Raw genomic sequence first — 15,954 nt, forward strand, 5'->3', positions numbered from 1 at the left:
CTAGCACTCGTCCGCCCTGTGCGGCGCCCCGCACGATGACCCCATGAATCCGATCTCCCTCTCCGCCGCCCTCGCCTCCTTCAGCGAGCAGTGGAGCCCCCGCATCGTCACCACCGTGAACGACTACGACGTCCGCGTCACGCACGTCGAGGGCGAGCACCTCTGGCACGTCCACGACGACACCGACGAGTTCTTCCTGGTGCTGGAGGGCGAGCTGCGGATCTCCCTGCGCGAGCCCGCGGGGGAGCGCACGGTCACCCTCCCCAAGGGCTCGGTCTTCACCGTCCCCCGCGGTGTCGAGCACAAGCCGTACGCGCCCGTCCCGACCGACATCCTCCTGCTGGAGCCGACCGGTACCTCCACCGTGGGCGATCGCCACGACGAGGTACCGGCCCATGTGGACGCCACGACGGGACACGCGCTGGCGTGACCGTCAGGGCGACCGGGGACGGACGTCAGATGCCGTAACCGTCGCTGTAGCCGTCCCTGCGTGTGGTGTGGCGCCGCTCCTCCTCGACCACCGGGGTGTTGGGCGGCATCACGACCCGCCTGCGCCGCGCGATGCTGCTGAATGTGCTCACGCCGATCAGTCCGACGACCATCAGGATGATGCCGACCAGGTCGAGATTGACCCCCTGCATGTCCCAGTCGGTCGCGAACGTGAGGATGGCTCCCACGGCGATGAGAATGATGCATCCGCCGAGGCCCATGAGTGTCGCCTCCTGTCCGGTCCGGTCGTTCCGGTCCGGAACTGCGGGTACCCCGGCTGTCAACCCCCATGCAGTGGCGGCCCGTTCCGGAACGGAAGCTACCCCTCCAGGAACGCCGTCAGGGCGTTCGCCAGCAGATAGGGGTCCTTGTCGCCGCACAACTCCCGCGCGCTGTGCATCGAAAGGATCGCCACGCCGATGTCGACGGTCCGGATGCCGTGGCGGGCCGCGGTGATCGGGCCGATCGTGGTGCCGCAGGGCATGGAGTTGTTGGAGACGAACGACTGGAAGGGCACGCCCGCCTTCTCGCAGGCGGCGGCGAAGACCGCCCGGCCCGAACCGTCCGTCGCGTAGCGGTTGTTGACGTTGACCTTGAGCAGGGGGCCGCCGTTGACGCGCGGGTGGTGCGTCGGGTCGTGCCGCTCCGCGTAGTTGGGGTGCACCGCGTGGCCGGTGTCGGAGGAGAGGCAGACGGTGCCGGCGAAGGCCCGCGCCCGGTCCTCGTACGCCCCTCCGCGTGCGAACACCGAACGCTCCAGCACGTCGCCGAGGAGCGGCCCGTCCGCGCCGGTGTCCGACTGCGAGCCGTTCTCCTCGTGGTCGAAGGCGGCGACCACGGGGACGTACGGCAGCTCACCGGTCGCGGCGACGGCGGTCAGCGCGGCCGTGGCCGCGTGCACGGACAGCAGGTTGTCCATGCGCGGCCCGGCCACCAGCTCCTGGTCGCGGCCCAGGTAGGCGGGCGGCTCCACGGAGTGCGTCATCAGGTCCCAGCCGGTGACCTGGCCCGCGCCTATCCCGGCCTCCTCCTCCAGGAAGGCGATCAGATCGCCCTCGCGGACGTCGTCGCCGAGTCCCCAGATGGGCTGGAGATGGCGCTGCTTGTCCAGCTTGAGACCCTCCGTGGAGACCGCGCGGTCCAGGTGGATGGCGAGCTGGGGCACCCTGAGCAGCGGCCGGTCCACGTTCACCAGGCGCGTGGAGCCGTCCCGCAGGGTCAGCCGGCCCGCGATGCCCAGGTCGCGGTCGAGCCAGGAGTTCATCAGCGGTCCGCCGTAGATCTCCACGGCGACCTGGCGCCAGCCGTGCGCCCCCGCGTCGGGCATCGGCTTGACCCGCAGGTTGGGCGAGTCGGTGTGGGCGCCCACGATCCGGAACGGGGTGTGCGGCGCGGCCCCCTCGGGGACGTACCAGGCCACGATCGCACCGCCGCGCAGCACGTACTTGCCGCCGGCCGTGCCCTCCCACGCGTCCGTCTCCGAGACCTGCCGGAAACCGGCCTTCTCCAGCCGCTCGGCGGCGCTCGCCACCGCGTGGTACGGCGACGGGCTGGCCGTCAGGAAGGTCATGAGGTCATCGGTGTGGCCGCGGTCGAAGCGGGAGGGTGCGCTCATGGGGTTCACCTTAACGACGTACGAGGGCCCGCTCCGTGTGATGCGGAGCGGGCCCAGGACGAGCGATGCGGGGCTGTACGGGTGTGTCCTAGAACGCGTCCTCGTCCAGCTCCATCACGTCCAGCTCGACACCCTCGGCGACCTTGCGGGCCATCGTCACGCCGGGCAGGACGGTGGCCGCGAAGAACTTCGCCGCCGCGATCTTGCCGGTGTAGAAGGCCTTGTCCTTGGCCGACGCGGTCTCCAGCTTCTCGGCGGCCACGGCGGCGCCCTTGAGCAGCAGGTAGCCGACGACGACGTCACCGGAGGCCATCAGCAGGCGAGTGGTGTTCAGGCCCACCTTGTAGATGTTCTTGACGTCCTGCTCGGTGGCCGCGAGGTCGGTCAGCATCAGGCCGACGATCGCCTCCAGCTCGACGGCCGCCTTGGCCAGGTGCTCACGGGCGCCGGCCAGCTCCTCGCCGCCGGTGCCGAGCGCCAGGAACTTCTTGATGTCCTCGGCGAGGGAGTTCAGCGCAGCACCCTGGTTGCGGACGATCTTCCGGAAGAAGAAGTCCTGGCCCTGGATCGCGGTGGTGCCCTCGTACAGGGTGTCGATCTTGGCGTCGCGGATGTACTGCTCGATCGGGTACTCCTGGAGGAACCCGGAGCCGCCGAAGGTCTGGAGCGACTGGGCGAGCTGCTCGTAGCCCTTCTCGGAGCCGTAGCCCTTGACGATCGGCAGGAGCAGGTCGTTCAGCGCCTCCAGGGCGGAGAAGTCCTCGCCCGCCGCCTCCTTGACCTGGATCTCGTCCTGGACGGACGCGGTGTAGAGGACGAGGGCGCGCATGCCCTCGGCGTACGCCTTCTGCGTCATCAACGAGCGGCGCACGTCGGGGTGGTGGGTGATGGTGACCTTGGGCGCGGTCTTGTCCATGAAGTTCGCCAGGTCCGGGCCCTGGACGCGCTCCTTGGCGTACTCAAGGGCGTTGAGGTAGCCGGTCGACAGCGTCGAGATCGCCTTCGTGCCGACCATCATGCGGGCGAACTCGATGATCCGGAACATCTGGCGGATGCCGTCGTGCTTGTCGCCGATCAGCCAGCCCTTGGCGGGGTGCCGGTCGCCGAAGGTCATCTCGCAGGTGTTGGAGGCCTTCAGGCCCATCTTGTGCTCGACGTTGGTGGCGTAGACGCCGTTGCGCTCGCCCAGCTCGCCGGTCTCGAAGTCGAAGAGGTACTTCGGGACCAGGAAGAGGGACAGGCCCTTGGTGCCGGGGCCGTGGCCCTCGGGGCGGGCGAGGACGTAGTGGAGGATGTTCTCCTCCATGTCGTGCTCACCGGAGGTGATGAAGCGCTTGACGCCCTCGATGTGCCAGGAGCCGTCCTCCTGCTGGACCGCCTTGGCGCGGCCGGCACCGACGTCGGAACCCGCGTCGGGCTCGGTGAGGACCATGGTGGAGCCCCAGGTCTTCTCCACGGCGATCTGGGCGATGCGCTTCTGCACGTCGTTGCCCTCGTCGTAGAGGATGCCGGCGAAGGCCGGGCCGGAGGAGTACATCCACACGGCCGGGTTCGAGCCGAGCAGCAGCTCCGCGTACGACCAGATCAGGGAGCGCGGGGCGGTGGTGCCGCCGATCTCCTCGGGCAGGCCAAGGCGCCAGTACTCCGAGTCCATGAAGGCTTTGTAGCTCTTCTTGAAGGAGGCCGGGACCGGCGCGGTGTTCGTCTCCGGGTCGAAGACCGGCGGGTTGCGGTCGGCGTCCGCGAAGGACTCCGCGAGTTCGTTCTCCGCGAGGCGCGTCAGCTCCTCCAGGATGCTCTTCGCGGTCTCGACGTCCATCTCCTCGAACGGGCCCGTGCCGTACAGCTTGTCGCGTCCGAGTACCTCGAAGAGGTTGAACTCGATGTCGCGGAGATTCGACTTGTAGTGCCCCATGGCGACGGCTCCGTAAGAAAGGGATCGGCGAGGCACTCGTTCCTCGCGCTGGTTCACGTACCAACAAGTAGCTACGATGATGCTACCCGTCGGTAATAAGTCGCAACCCCGATCCCCTCATCTGTGACAGGTCCCACCGGAACGGTTCACACCGGCACGGTCAGGCTCGCGGTGTACCCCCGCCCGACGTCACCGGTGACCTTCGCGAGCTGCTGGTCGTGGCCGTCGCGGAAGACCATGTCCGACTCCAGGGACAGCTCGCCGAGGTTGCGCACGCTCTCGCCGTAGCCGTCGGTGGCGTACACCGTCTCGCTCACGTCCTGCGGCAGCGCGAGCTGCGAGGTGTTCGTGATGGACCGGGCCGCCGTGGCGTCGGCCAGGCTGCCGAAGACCTCGAAGTGGACGTGCGGCCAGCGGCCCGGGTAGCAGCCCGGGAAGATGCTCTTGAACGTGACCCGCCCCTGGTCGTCCGCCTCCTGGACGCCGCGCAGATAGTTCTCGTCCGTCACGCCGTCGTTGTACAGGGAGTACCTGCCCTCCCGGTCGCACTGCCAGATGTAGACGGCGGCGCCCTTCTTGGGAGTGCCGCAGCCGGAGGCGGCGTCCACCACCGTGAGCGTGATCGTCAGCGGCACGCCCTCGGCGGTGCCGCCCGCGGAGTCGCCGAAGCTCCTGGTGACGTCGCTGCGGACGACACCGCTCTCCTTGAGGACGTTCACGCCGTTGGAACCGTCGCCGGGGAAGGGGCCCTCGGTCTCCTCGGGGATCGGAGCGCACTCGGCGGAGCCGGAGGCGGCCGGCGAGGAGGCGCCGCCCGGGGACGTCTGGGAGGAGGACGCCTGGGAGGAGGGCGCCGAAGCGGCCGGCCCGTCCTCCGATGAGCAGCCCACCAACGGAACCAGGCTCGCCCCCGCCATCAGCCGGATCATCCGGCGCCGGGCGAGGACGGGAAGGTCGTAGGAGAGTCCCCTGTCGTGCTCGTGGACCTCGTCGCCGTGATGTCCGTGCATGGCTGTCCCCTTGCCCGTGCGGTGCCGTTCCGGTGCGCTCGGTTCCGGTGCTGTTGTCTGACAACACAGACGTTATGAGCGGGGACGGCTAGAACACCAGGCCAGGGGCTGTCAAGTCACTGTCGATCCCCTGTCGGTTTGCCCGCCCACCCCGTAGCGGCCCGCCCCCCGGCCGCGGTCGGTACGCTTGCGCCCATGTACGGATACGGCCAGCCCATGGACGGTACTGCTGCGCAGCAGCAGTACGCCCCGCCGCAGCAGCCCATGTCCGGCGGCAACGGCTACGGCCAGCAGGCGCCGCTCTACCCCGAGCCGTCCCCGCCCTCGCTCGCGGACGCGGTGCGGGCCTTCACCACCGGGCAGATCACCGCCGAGGACTTCCAGCAGATCTTCGCCACCTCGAAGGTCTACTGCCCGCGCGGCGACAACCCCGGCTTCCTCGCCCTGCACAACACCCAGCAGCCGGTGATCCCCATGTTCACCTCGCTCAAGGAGCTGCGCCGGTACGCGGGCAAGGAGTCCAAGTACTTCGTCATCACCGGCGCCGAGGTCATCGACCTGCTCCCGACCGGCTACGGCTTCGTCCTCGACATGGAGGGCGAGCACCGCATGGTCTTCGACGCGAAGGCCGTGGAGCAGATGGTCGAGTTCGCGATGCGGCGGATGTACGGCTGAGAGCGGATGTACGGCTGAGGGGCCGCCGCTCGGCGGGTCACCGCGGGCGGCGCAGCGCGAGGCCGTCGAGGACGACCTCCAGGCCGTACGCGAACTTCATGTCCCGCAGCTCCGCGGGGTCCCCGGTCGCCTCCGCGTAGCCGGCGGCCAGGTGGGCGTGGCCCGCCGCGGCCTGCTGGGCGGCGGGCAGCAGACGGGCGACGAACTCGGCCTCGGTGGCGCCGGAGCGGGCGACCGTGGTGAGCCAGGCCGCCTCGGTGGTGCTCATGCCCGTGACGTACGCCAGCACCGTCTCGATCGCGCGTTCCGGCTCGGGGAACCCCGCGGCCGTGAACAGGGCGGCCAGGCGCTCGGAGAAGGACATCAGGTTCGGGCCGAGATAGGCGAGCCCGGCCTGCCCGAGCACCGAGGACAGCCAGGGGTGCCGTAGCGCCGTCGTACGGAACGAACCCGCGGCCTCGGTGACGGCGGCCCGCCAGTCGGCGCTGTCCGCGGGCGGTACGTGGATCTCGGCTGCCACCTCGTCCACCGCCAGCTCCATCAGCTCGTCCTTGGTGGCGACGTGCCGGTAGAGGGAGGCGGCGCCGGCGTTCAGCCGGGTCGCCAGCTTGCGCATGCTCAGCGCCTCGACGCCCTCGGCGTCCAGCGTGACGATCGCCTCCCGGACGATCGCGGCGCGGCTGAGGGTGGGCTGGCCGGGCTTGTGCTCCGGGCGGGCCCATACGGACGGAATCGGATGATGCTGTGCGGTCCTGTCTGCCATGACACTCCCCGGGTTCCGTGGTGCGTACGACATTGGTGCGTACGACGTTCGCATCCAGCGTACAGGGATGGCTACTTGCGAACGGTGTTCCGTCATGCGTACAGTGTTCGCATCGTCGGAACGGTGTTCTCGAAGGGGAGTCGAATGCATACCGAAGCGCGCAACCCACGACGTTGGTGGATCCTCGTCGTGCTCTGCCTGAGCACGCTGGTCCTGGTGGTCGACAACATGGCGCTGACCGTCGCGGTGCCCGCGATGACCGCCGACATCGGAGCGAGCGCCCAGGACACCCAGTGGATCCTCGACTCCTACATCCTGGTCTTCGCGGGCCTCCTGCTCACCTCGGGCAGCCTGGGCGACCGCTTCGGCCGGCGGAAGGTGATGCTGATCGGCCTGGTGCTCTTCGGAGCGGCCTCACTGGCCGCGTCCCTCTGCACCGGCCCCGGCGAGGTGATCGCCGTCCGCGTCGCGATGGGCGTCGGCGGCGCGCTGATCATGCCGTCGACCCTCTCGATCCTCATCACCGTCTTCGACGAGGACGAGCGCGGCAAGGCGATGGCGGCCTGGGGCTCGGTGTCGATGCTGGGACTGGTCGGCAGCCCGGTCCTGGGCGGTGTCCTGATCGAGCACTTCTCCTGGCAGGCGATCTTCTTCATCAACGTGCCCGTCGTCGTCCTGGCCCTGGTCGCCGGGGTGACCCTCATGCCGGAGTCGAAGGCGCCCTGGCAGAAGCCGGACCCGCTGGGCGCCGTGCTCTCCGCGGTGGGCATGACCGCGCTGGTGTGGTGGATCATCGAGCTCCCGCAGCACGGGGCCCTCGGCGGCCGTTCCACCCCCACCCTGGTCACCGCGGTGCTGGCTCTGGCCGGCTTCGTGATCTGGGAGAACGTCACCAAGTCGCCCATGGTCCCGCTGGTCCTCTTCAAGCACCGCAACTTCAGCGGGGGGTCGCTCTCGCTGGCCCTCGTCCAGATCGGCAACGGCGGGCTGCTGCTGGTCCTGACCCAGTACCTGCAGTTCGTGCTCGGCTACTCGGCGATCGAGGCGGGCCTGGCGTTCCTGCCGCTGGCGGTGGCGGCGCTGATCGGCAACGGGGTGGGCGTCAAGCTCGCGACCGCCTACGGCAACCGGTGGGTGATCTTCACGGGGATGCTGGTGATGGTGGCCTGCTTCGCCCTGATGACCACGGTCTCGGCCGACTCGGGCTTCACCGTCCCGGCGGTGGCCCTCGGGCTGCTCGGCCTCGGCGCGGGTCTCGCGATGCCGGCCGCGGTGAACGCGCTGATGGGCACGATCCCCGAGGACAAGGCGGGGGTCGGGTCTGCCCTGAACGACACCATCCAGCAGGCCGGTACCGCGCTGGGCATCGCGATCCTCGGCTCGCTGCTGTCGAGCGGCTACACCGCGCGGATGCCGGCGGGGGTGCCGGAGGAGGCGACGGGTTCGATCGCGGGGGCGCTGGCCGTCGCGAACGGTGACAGCGCTCTGGTGCGGGCGGCCCGGGACGCCTTCACCGCCTCGATGTCCACGACCTTCACGGTGAGCGCGATCGGTGTCCTGGTGGCGGCGGTGCTGGCGACGCTGGTGATGCGGGACGGGAAGGGTGGCGGGGGCGGGCGGAGCGAGGCTTCGGCCGACGAGATCGCGGCGAAGGAGCCGGAACTCGTCCCCTGATCCCGTCGGGTCCAGTTGGATGAAGGTCGGGGTTCCTGTGAGGGGGCCCTGACTTTTCTGTGGGAATGCCTCCCGGACTTTCGTCGTTGGGGGTGGCAGAAAGTTCAACGCTCAACTAAACTCGGAGCACGAGGAGGTACCGACATGCCTGCAGTGACCGTCGAGAACCCGCTGACGCTGCCGCGCGTCGCCGCACCCGCCGATGCCGTGGCCCGTCCCGTACTCGCCGTCACGACCGCTCCGAGCGGTTTTGAGGGCGAGGGCTTCCCGGTGCGCCGGGCGTTCGCCGGGATCAACTACCGGCATCTGGATCCGTTCATCATGATGGATCAGATGGGGGAGGTGGACTATGCGCCGGGAACCCCGAAGGGGACTCCGTGGCATCCGCACCGCGGCTTCGAAACCGTCACGTACATCATCGACGGGACCTTCATCCACCAGGACAGCAATGGTGGGGGCGGCACGATCACGAACGGGGATACGCAATGGATGACGGCAGGCTCCGGTCTGCTGCACATCGAGACGCCCCCCGAGTCGCTCGTGATGTCCGGCGGCCTCTTCCATGGCCTCCAGCTCTGGGTGAACCTGCCGGCCAAGGACAAGATGAAGGACCCGCGCTACCAGGACATCCGTGGTGGCCAGGTGCAGCTCCTCACGACACCGGACGGCGGCGCACTGCTGCGTGTGATCGCCGGTGAGTTGGACGGTCACCAGGGTCCTGGCGCCACGCACACACCGATCACGATGATCCACGCGACCGTGGCTCCCGGTGCCGAGATCACAGTCCCGTGGCGTGAGGACTTCAACGGGCTCGCGTACGTCCTGGCCGGCCGTGGTTCGGTGGGCGCCGAGCGGCGTCCCGTGCACCTGGGACAGACTGCGGTGTTCGGTGCGGGCTCCTCGCTGACCGTGCGAGCGGACGAGAAGCAGGACTCGAACGCGCCGGAGCTCGAGGTCGTACTGCTCGGCGGTCGGCCGATCCGTGAGCCAACGGCGCACTACGGCCCCTTCGTGATGAACACCCAGGAGGAACTGCAGCAGGCGTTCGAGGACTTCCAGAAGGGGCGGCTGGGGACGATCCCGGCGGTGCACGGGATGTCCGAGGGTGGACTGTAGTTACTTGGCAGATCGTCGGCCAGCTCGGAGGCCGGCCGACGATCTTCTGCTCTGGGCCGTTGTTCAGTCGGACTCGCGCAGCTTCACGCCGCCTGCCCAGGTGATGCTGACGCGCGACGCGGTGGGCACGCCTTGTCCGGCGTAGCGGTATGCCTTGCGGACCTCCACGTGGTTCAGGAAGATCCGGAAGAAGGCGCGTTTGTCGTCTCGGGTGGCCTGGTCCCACCAGGAGCCTGGACCGATGGGGTCCGAGCCGTCACGCGGTAGCCAGGTGGAGCAAGGTAGTTCGACTTGCCTGCTGTCCCCGAGCTCGGCGATACGGGCGTCAAGTACCTTCATGCGCTCGGCAAGGGCGCGGTCGGCCTTGTCCCACTCGTCTTGTGCCACGGCGTCGATGAATCCGCCTTTCAGCATGGTGCGTTGCTTGTCCGCATGGTGCTTCTGGCGGGAGTGCCGCAGGTTCGCGCGTTCGGTCAAGAGGAGATCCCGCTCTTGCGCGACCTGTGAGGACTCCTGCTGCTCCTGCGTGTGCGCATACCTTGCTGATGCGTGTGCGAGAACGGTCGTGGTCGCTTCATCGTCCTGCGCTGTCGCGATCACAGCGAGAACCCGGCGGGCTAGATACTCCTCGATGCCCTTCGAGCCGATGGACACCGTTCCCATGTGCTGACCCGGCTTCACGACCCGACGGCGGCACCGATAGTGCTTCTTGGAACCGGTTCCGCCGTGCGTCATGTATGACCCGCACTCGCAGTACAGGAGTTTCATCGCGGACAGAACTCCGGAGGGTGCGCCCTGCCAGCCCCCACCCCCGGGGTGACGGTCTGCGACCCACTTCTGAATGCGGTACCAACGCTCAGGGCTGACGATCGGCTCGTACGCCGGCACGGGGGCACCGTTGTCGTCCAGGACAATCCGGTACTCGGCGATGTTCTTGGTCGATGTGCCGTCACTGCGGACGCCATACACGCTTTCGCAAGCGAATCCTGCGATGCGCGGATCAATCAGAATGCGCTTCACGGTGCCCCTGTCCCAGGGCGCGTCTGCAAGCTGTTGCGCGGTCCTCTTGCCGCGCGTCAGGTGCCCTTCGGCTTCGAGATGGCGGGCGAGTTTCCAGCACGAGCCGGACATGCCGCCCGTCGCGATCCACTCTTCGACGATCTCCACCATGCGGCGGACGATCGGTGCTTCGTGCTCTTCGTCAGGTGTGAGGATCTTGAGGCTAATCGGCTTTCCGTCGGCGGACCTGCGTGTCTCGCGGACGAGGGTGAAGCCGAAGGGGGGCTTGCCTGTGTAACCGCCCAGGCTTGCTTCCAGGGCCTTGGCGGCCTTGATCGCGCGGCTCTTGTTCAGGCTCTCTTCGTGGTTGGCCTGAAGCTTGAACAAGAGCTCCATGAGAGCCAGAGGATTGTCGGTGTGGAACTCGCGGTGCTCGCCGACGCTGATGATGCGGACTCGGTTCGTGAGAAGCGGGCGCAGTTCGTCGTATGTCTCTGCGGCGTTCTTCCGGCTGAGCCGGGACATGTAATGCACCATGATCACGTTGATGCGACCGGCTCGTACGTCGCGCAGCAGCCGTTCGTAGGCGGGGCGTCTCACGTTCTTGAAGGCGCTGATTCCCAGGTCCTCGTACACCTCGACATGGGCCGGGGGGATGTCCCATCGGGCTAGGGCCTTCAGGCACTCTTCGTGTTGAGCTGCGGTGCTGGCTTCGCTGCCGGTGGTGCGACGCTCGGATTGGCGTAGGTACACACCCACGTGGGTTGCCATGCCGGTGACGGCTACAGGGCGTGCGGGGGTGGGCAGGGCAGCGCTAGAGTCGCTGTTATCCATGAGATCGGTCCGTTCGATCCTGTGGTGAGACCCCGGCGGGTGCTGGTAACACCCGGCCGGGGTTGTTTGTTACCGCGAACGCTATGTGATCGCAACGGAGTGTCGCAGGCGATTGCGAAAAGTGATCTGCGCTGGTGTATGAGGGAGTTGAAGCGTGGCCAGTGTGAACGGATGGGTGTGGATTGCCCGAACGTTCACCACCGCAGCTACGCGAATCGCCGCCTGGTGTGCCGTCATCTTGCTCGCGACCGAGGTCGCCTGATCAACACCGGGGATCAGATCAGCGCGTCGCTGAAGGACGCGGCGCAGGGAGCTGGCCGATCACTTCGGGTGGTGACCGCCCTCAACGAGCTGATCGACGCGCTGTGTATCACCGTCGGGTTGCTTGTCCTCGATGATCCGAGAGGCCGTGGTGCTGGAGGGGCATGTACTACGGCCTGTGATCCAGAGCCGGACAGTGCAGATGCACACGACGGTGGTCATGGTCGCCATCACCGCAGGGGCGTCGGTCGCGGGGATTCTGGGGATGCTGCTCGCCGTACCGCTCACCGCCGCGGCCTTCGAGGTGGTGCACGAGCGACGGGAGCATTACTCCGGCAGGGACAGGTCCGAAGGATCCGCCGTCGACTCGTAGAGCTCGAACCAGATGGACTTGCCCTCGCCGCGGGGGTCCACGCCCCACGCGTCCGCGAGGAGTTCGATGAGCATCAGACCGCGGCCGGAGGAGGCCAGTTCGCCGGGTCTGCGTTTGTGGGGGAGGTCGTCGCTGGTGTCGGTGACCTCGACGCGCAGGCGGCGGTCGCCGGGGACGCCGCCTCGGAGCTCGGCCAGGAGGAGGGCGTCGGCGTCGGTGTGGACGAGGACGTTGGTCAGGGTCTCGGAGAGGAGGAGGACCGCGGAGTCCACCTGGTCCGCGGAGGCCCAGTCGTGCAGCAGCTCGCGCAGTTGCTGTCGGGCCACCGCCACGCGTTCCGGCTCGGCCTGGGCCACGGAGAGCATCGTGCGGCGGACGGTCGGGCGGACCGTGACCGGCTCGCCGCAGCCGCAGCCCTCCCCCTCCCGGCACAGCAGCAGGACCGCTATGTCGTCCTCGCGGCGGTCCACGAGCGGGCCGGTGGTGTGGTGGGAGGAGGGGCCGTGCACGGCCTGGACCAGGGCGTCGGCCAGTTCCTCCAGATCGCCCTGGTGGTCCTCCAGGATCGCGCGGATGCGCTTCCAGCCGGTCTCGATGTCGTGGCCGCCGGTCTCGATGAGGCCGTCGGTGCACAGCAGGAGGGTCTCGCCGGGTTCGAGGGTGATCCGGGTGGTGGGGTAGTCGGCGTCCGGGTCGATGCCGAGGGGCAGGCCGCCGGCCGTCGGGCGGGTCAGGACCGTGCCGTCCGCCATCCGGATCGCGGGGTCGGGGTGGCCGGCGCGGGCGACGTCCAGGATGCCGGTGGCGGGGTCGGCCTCGATGTAGAGGCAGGTCGCGAAGCGGACGTCGGAGAAGAGGTTGTCCCTGGCGGCTGGGCCGGAGGCCGGGGTACCGGGGCCGGACGTCAGGGCGTCGGTTGCGCTCCGTTCCTTGCTGCCGCCCCGCCCCTCATTGCCGTCAGAGCTGGGAATCGCGGATCCGACGGCCTCCCCCTCCACATACCCGTCCGTCATCCCGTGCAGGAAGCGGGAGGCCCGGGAGAGGACCGCGTCGGGGCGGTGGCCCTCCGAGGCGTAGGCGCGCAGGGCGATGCGGAGCTGGCCCATCAGGCCGGCCGCCCGGACGTCGTGGCCCTGGACGTCGCCGATGACCAGGGCGAAGCGGCCGTTGGGCAGCGGGATCATGTCGTACCAGTCGCCGCCGACCTGGAGACCGCCGCCGGTGGGGACGTAGCGGGCGGCCACGCTCATGCCGGGTATGCGGGGGCCGAGCTTGGGGAGCATGGAGCGCTGGAGGCCGTCGGTCAGCTCCCGTTCCGACTCGGCGACGCCCGCGCGGGACAGGGCCTGCGCGAGCATCCGGGCGACGGTGGTCAGGACGGAGCGCTCGTCGGGGGTGAAGGCCACCGGGTAGGTGAAGGCCGCCATCCAGGCGCCCAGGGTGCGGCCGGCCACGATCAGGGGCAGGAACGCCCAGGACTGCCGGCCGAAGTCCTGGGCGAGGGGCCAGGCCGCCGGGTAGCGGGACTTGTACTCCTCGGGCGAGGAGAGATAGACGGCGCGGCCGGTGCGCACGACCTCGGCGGCCGGGTAGTCGGTGTCCAGCGCCATGTGGGAGAAGGGGCCCACGTCGCCGGGCCGGTGTCCGTGGTGGCCGATGATCGCCAGCCGGTCGCCCTCCAGGCCGAAGACGGCCAGGCCGTCCGGGGAGAACCCGGGCATGGACAGGCCGGCGGCGACCCGCAGCACCTCGGCGGTGGAGCGGGCCTCGGCCAGGGCGCGCCCCGCGTCCAGCAGGAACGCCTCGCGGGAGCGGCGCCAGTCGCCGGTGACCGGGGTGCGGGCCGCGCTGCCCGGGGAGGGCTCGGTGACCTCCTGGAGGGTGCCGAACAGGGCGTACATCCCACTGGCCGGGTCGACGACCGGCTTGGAGCGGCTGCGGACGGTGCGGATCACCCGGCCCCGCTCGTCCATGACCCGCAGCCGGGCCTCGGCGAGGGTGCCCTCGGCGACGGCCAGCTGGACGATGCCGTCGATCTCGTTCCAGTCGACGGGGTGGAAACGGGCGCGGGCCTGCGACTCGGTCAGGGTGGTCGGCTCGGCGGGCAGGCCCATGAGGCGCGCGGCCTCGGCGTCCAGCATGACGAGTTCCGCGTCGTTGTCCCAGCGCCACAGACCGGTCGCGAGGGCGGCGAGTACCTGCCCCACGGCGGGCAGGGGCTCACCAGTGCGCATTGGCCCACTGTAAGAAAGTCTTGTCAGGGACGGCCACCCATGCTCCTGGGGATTAATGGTGAGGACGGCCACCTCTGTTTCTGGAACCGCCCCCGGGATCAAGGGTGGGGAGTCCGGCTTGGGGCGGCCGGTACCCTTGGGAGCGCCGGGCACAGCGGCCCGTTCCCGTCGAGGTGAGCACCCTCGGCAGACCACAAAACGAAGGACGATGAACGACGATGCATCGGTACAGGTCCCACACCTGCGGCGAGCTCCGCGCCTCTGACGTCGGCACCGACGTCCGGCTGAGTGGCTGGCTGCACAATCGGCGCGACCTGGGCGGCATCCTCTTCATCGATCTGCGTGATCACTACGGCATCACGCAGCTGGTCGCCCGCCCCGGCACGCCCGCCTACGAGGCCCTCGACAAGCTCACCAAGGAGTCGACGGTCCGGGTGGACGGCAAGGTTGTTTCACGTGGAACCGAGAACGTGAACCCGGACCTGCCCACCGGTGAGGTCGAGGTCGAGGTCGGCGAGGTCGAGCTGCTCGGCGCCGCCGCCCCGCTGCCGTTCACGATCAACACCGAGGACGGGGTCAACGAGGAGCGGCGTCTGGAGTACCGCTTCCTGGACCTGCGCCGCGAGCGCATGCACCGCAACATCATGCTGCGTACGGCGGTCATCTCCGCGATCCGTCACAAGATGGTGGCCCTCGGCTTCAACGAGATGGCGACCCCGATCCTGACGGCGACCTCCCCCGAGGGCGCTCGTGACTTCGTGGTCCCCTCCCGTCTGCACGCGGGCCGCTTCTACGCGCTCCCCCAGGCCCCGCAGCAGTTCAAGCAGCTGCTGATGATCTCGGGCTTCGACCGCTACTTCCAGATCGCGCCCTGCTTCCGTGACGAGGACGCGCGCGCGGACCGGTCGCCGGGCGAGTTCTACCAGCTCGACGTCGAGATGAGCTTCGTCGAGCAGGAGGACGTCTTCCAGCCGATCGAGAAGCTCATGACCGAGCTGTTCACGGAGTTCGGCGGCGGCCGTGAGGTCACCTCGCCGTTCCCGCGGATCCCGTTCCGCGAGGCGATGCTGAAGTACGGCTCCGACAAGCCGGACCTGCGCGCCCAGCTGGAGCTGGTCGACATCACCGACATCTTCGAGGGCTCGGAGTTCAAGGCGTTCGCCGGCAAGCACGTGCGCGCGCTGCCGGTGCCGGACGTCTCCGGCCAGCCCCGCAAGTTCTTCGACCAGCTCGGCGAGTACGCGGTGGAGCAGGGTGCGAAGGGCCTGGCCTGGGTGCGGGTCGCCGAGGACGGTTCGCTCACCGGCCCGATCGCGAAGTTCCTCACCGAGGAGAACGTCGCCGAGCTGACCAAGCGGCTGTCCCTGACCGCCGGGCACGCCGTGTTCTTCGGCGCGGGCGAGTTCGACGAGGTCTCGAAGATCATGGGCGCGGTCCGGGTCGAGGCCGCCAAGCGCGCCGGGCACTTCGAGGAGAACGTCTTCCGGTTCTGCTGGATCGTCGACTTCCCGATGTTCGAGAAGGACGAGGAGACCGGGCGGATCGACTTCTCGCACAACCCGTTCTCGATGCCCCAGGGCGGCATGGACGCGCTGGAGAACAAGGACCCGCTGGACATCCTGGCCTGGCAGTACGACATCGTCTGCAACGGCGTCGAGCTGTCCTCCGGCGCGATCCGGAACCACGAGCCGGACATCATGCTCAAGGCCTTCGGCATCGCGGGCTACGACGAGGAGACCGTCGAGCGCGAGTTCGCCGGCATGCTGCGCGCCCTCCGCTTCGGCGCCCCGCCGCACGGCGGTATCGCCCCCGGCGTCGACCGCATCGTGATGCTGCTCGCCGACGAGCCGAACATCCGCGAGACCATCGCCTTCCCCCTCAACGGCAACGCCCAGGACCTGATGATGGGCGCCCCGACGGAGCTGGACGAGACCCGGCTCAGGGAGCTGCACCTGACGGTGCGCAAGCCGCAGCCGAAGTAGGCCGAGGCGTGGAG

12 protein-coding genes and 1 pseudogene are annotated in these 15,954 nt (G+C 68.9%); 6 read left to right on the plus strand and 7 right to left on the minus strand.

What is annotated here, in order from left to right:
- Nucleotides 1-43 precede the first annotated feature (43 nt).
- Nucleotides 44-430 carry a cupin domain-containing protein gene (locus K4B79_RS19375; protein WP_232028042.1) on the plus strand — a complete coding sequence of 129 codons (387 nt, stop codon included), beginning with the start codon at nt 44-46 and terminating at the stop codon, nt 428-430.
- A 25-nt stretch (nt 431-455) separates the two neighbouring features.
- On the opposite strand, the gene K4B79_RS19380 is transcribed toward K4B79_RS19375, so the two are convergent.
- From K4B79_RS19380 to K4B79_RS19395, 4 genes are all read right to left on the minus strand, one after another.
- On the minus strand, nt 456-710 hold the full coding sequence (locus K4B79_RS19380) for a DUF6458 family protein (protein ID WP_232028043.1): 255 nt from the start codon (nt 708-710) through the stop codon (nt 456-458).
- Nucleotides 711-808: 98 nt separating this feature from the next.
- Nucleotides 809-2,104, minus strand: coding sequence for a M18 family aminopeptidase (locus K4B79_RS19385; RefSeq protein WP_232028044.1), 1,296 nt, complete (start codon nt 2,102-2,104; stop codon nt 809-811).
- Nucleotides 2,105-2,192: 88 nt separating this feature from the next.
- A complete protein-coding gene (locus tag K4B79_RS19390) occupies nt 2,193-4,019 on the minus strand; it encodes an acyl-CoA dehydrogenase (protein ID WP_232028045.1) in 1,827 nt (608 codons plus the stop codon).
- Between the two features lie 146 nt (nt 4,020-4,165).
- A complete protein-coding gene (locus tag K4B79_RS19395) occupies nt 4,166-5,029 on the minus strand; it encodes an intradiol ring-cleavage dioxygenase (RefSeq protein WP_232028046.1) in 864 nt (287 codons plus the stop codon).
- Nucleotides 5,030-5,224: 195 nt separating this feature from the next.
- Between K4B79_RS19395 and K4B79_RS19400 the strand changes: the two genes are divergently transcribed.
- Nucleotides 5,225-5,704: an SseB family protein gene (locus tag K4B79_RS19400; RefSeq protein WP_232028047.1), complete on the plus strand. Its 480-nt coding sequence runs from the start codon at nt 5,225-5,227 to the stop codon at nt 5,702-5,704.
- A 37-nt stretch (nt 5,705-5,741) separates the two neighbouring features.
- Here K4B79_RS19400 and K4B79_RS19405 read toward each other — a convergent pair whose 3' ends face one another.
- Complete coding sequence (locus K4B79_RS19405) at nt 5,742-6,467, minus strand: TetR/AcrR family transcriptional regulator C-terminal domain-containing protein (RefSeq protein WP_232028048.1); 726 nt, start codon at nt 6,465-6,467, stop codon at nt 5,742-5,744.
- A gap of 144 nt (nt 6,468-6,611) precedes the next feature.
- Here K4B79_RS19405 and K4B79_RS19410 point away from each other — a divergent pair, with 144 nt between their 5' ends.
- Both K4B79_RS19410 and K4B79_RS19415 read left to right on the plus strand, forming a co-directional pair.
- Complete coding sequence (locus K4B79_RS19410) at nt 6,612-8,141, plus strand: MFS transporter (protein ID WP_232028049.1); 1,530 nt, start codon at nt 6,612-6,614, stop codon at nt 8,139-8,141.
- Nucleotides 8,142-8,285: 144 nt separating this feature from the next.
- The gene (locus K4B79_RS19415; RefSeq protein ID WP_232028050.1) at nt 8,286-9,257 is read left to right on the plus strand and encodes a pirin family protein; all 972 of its coding nucleotides are present in this window, start codon (nt 8,286-8,288) and stop codon (nt 9,255-9,257) included.
- A gap of 63 nt (nt 9,258-9,320) precedes the next feature.
- Here the strand turns inward: K4B79_RS19415 and K4B79_RS19420 are convergent, their stop codons facing one another.
- Complete coding sequence (locus K4B79_RS19420) at nt 9,321-11,027, minus strand: recombinase family protein (RefSeq protein WP_232028051.1); 1,707 nt, start codon at nt 11,025-11,027, stop codon at nt 9,321-9,323.
- Between the two features lie 475 nt (nt 11,028-11,502).
- Here K4B79_RS19420 and K4B79_RS19425 point away from each other — a divergent pair.
- Nucleotides 11,503-11,724 (plus strand): annotated as a pseudogene (locus tag K4B79_RS19425) (AI-2E family transporter); the annotation flags it as partial.
- Here the strand turns inward: K4B79_RS19425 and K4B79_RS19430 are convergent.
- Nucleotides 11,679-13,958 carry an ATP-binding SpoIIE family protein phosphatase gene (locus K4B79_RS19430; RefSeq protein ID WP_232028052.1) on the minus strand — a complete coding sequence of 760 codons (2,280 nt, stop codon included), beginning with the start codon at nt 13,956-13,958 and terminating at the stop codon, nt 11,679-11,681. The pseudogene K4B79_RS19425 and the gene K4B79_RS19430 overlap by 46 nt on opposite strands.
- Before the next feature lie 218 nt (nt 13,959-14,176).
- Here K4B79_RS19430 and aspS point away from each other — a divergent pair, with 218 nt between their 5' ends.
- Nucleotides 14,177-15,940 (plus strand): aspartate--tRNA ligase, encoded by a 1,764-nt coding sequence (gene aspS, locus K4B79_RS19435; RefSeq protein WP_232028053.1) that lies wholly within the window; start codon nt 14,177-14,179, stop codon nt 15,938-15,940.
- Nucleotides 15,941-15,954 lie beyond the last annotated feature (14 nt).

This window comes from Streptomyces lincolnensis (assembly GCF_021173675.1).
GTDB lineage: Bacteria > Actinomycetota > Actinomycetes > Streptomycetales > Streptomycetaceae > Streptomyces > Streptomyces lincolnensis_B.

Coding starts and splice junctions, on each gene's coding strand:
- K4B79_RS19375 (WP_232028042.1), top strand. CDS start 44: ATGAATCCGATCTCCCTCTCCGCCGCCCTCGCCTCCTTCAGCGAGCAG.
- K4B79_RS19380 (WP_232028043.1), bottom strand. CDS start 710: ATGGGCCTCGGCGGATGCATCATTCTCATCGCCGTGGGAGCCATCCTC.
- K4B79_RS19385 (WP_232028044.1), bottom strand. CDS start 2,104: ATGAGCGCACCCTCCCGCTTCGACCGCGGCCACACCGATGACCTCATG.
- K4B79_RS19390 (WP_232028045.1), bottom strand. CDS start 4,019: ATGGGGCACTACAAGTCGAATCTCCGCGACATCGAGTTCAACCTCTTC.
- K4B79_RS19395 (WP_232028046.1), bottom strand. CDS start 5,029: ATGCACGGACATCACGGCGACGAGGTCCACGAGCACGACAGGGGACTC.
- K4B79_RS19400 (WP_232028047.1), top strand. CDS start 5,225: ATGTACGGATACGGCCAGCCCATGGACGGTACTGCTGCGCAGCAGCAG.
- K4B79_RS19405 (WP_232028048.1), bottom strand. CDS start 6,467: ATGGCAGACAGGACCGCACAGCATCATCCGATTCCGTCCGTATGGGCC.
- K4B79_RS19410 (WP_232028049.1), top strand. CDS start 6,612: ATGCATACCGAAGCGCGCAACCCACGACGTTGGTGGATCCTCGTCGTG.
- K4B79_RS19415 (WP_232028050.1), top strand. CDS start 8,286: ATGCCTGCAGTGACCGTCGAGAACCCGCTGACGCTGCCGCGCGTCGCC.
- K4B79_RS19420 (WP_232028051.1), bottom strand. CDS start 11,027: ATGGCAACCCACGTGGGTGTGTACCTACGCCAATCCGAGCGTCGCACC.
- K4B79_RS19430 (WP_232028052.1), bottom strand. CDS start 13,958: ATGCGCACTGGTGAGCCCCTGCCCGCCGTGGGGCAGGTACTCGCCGCC.
- aspS (WP_232028053.1), top strand. CDS start 14,177: ATGCATCGGTACAGGTCCCACACCTGCGGCGAGCTCCGCGCCTCTGAC.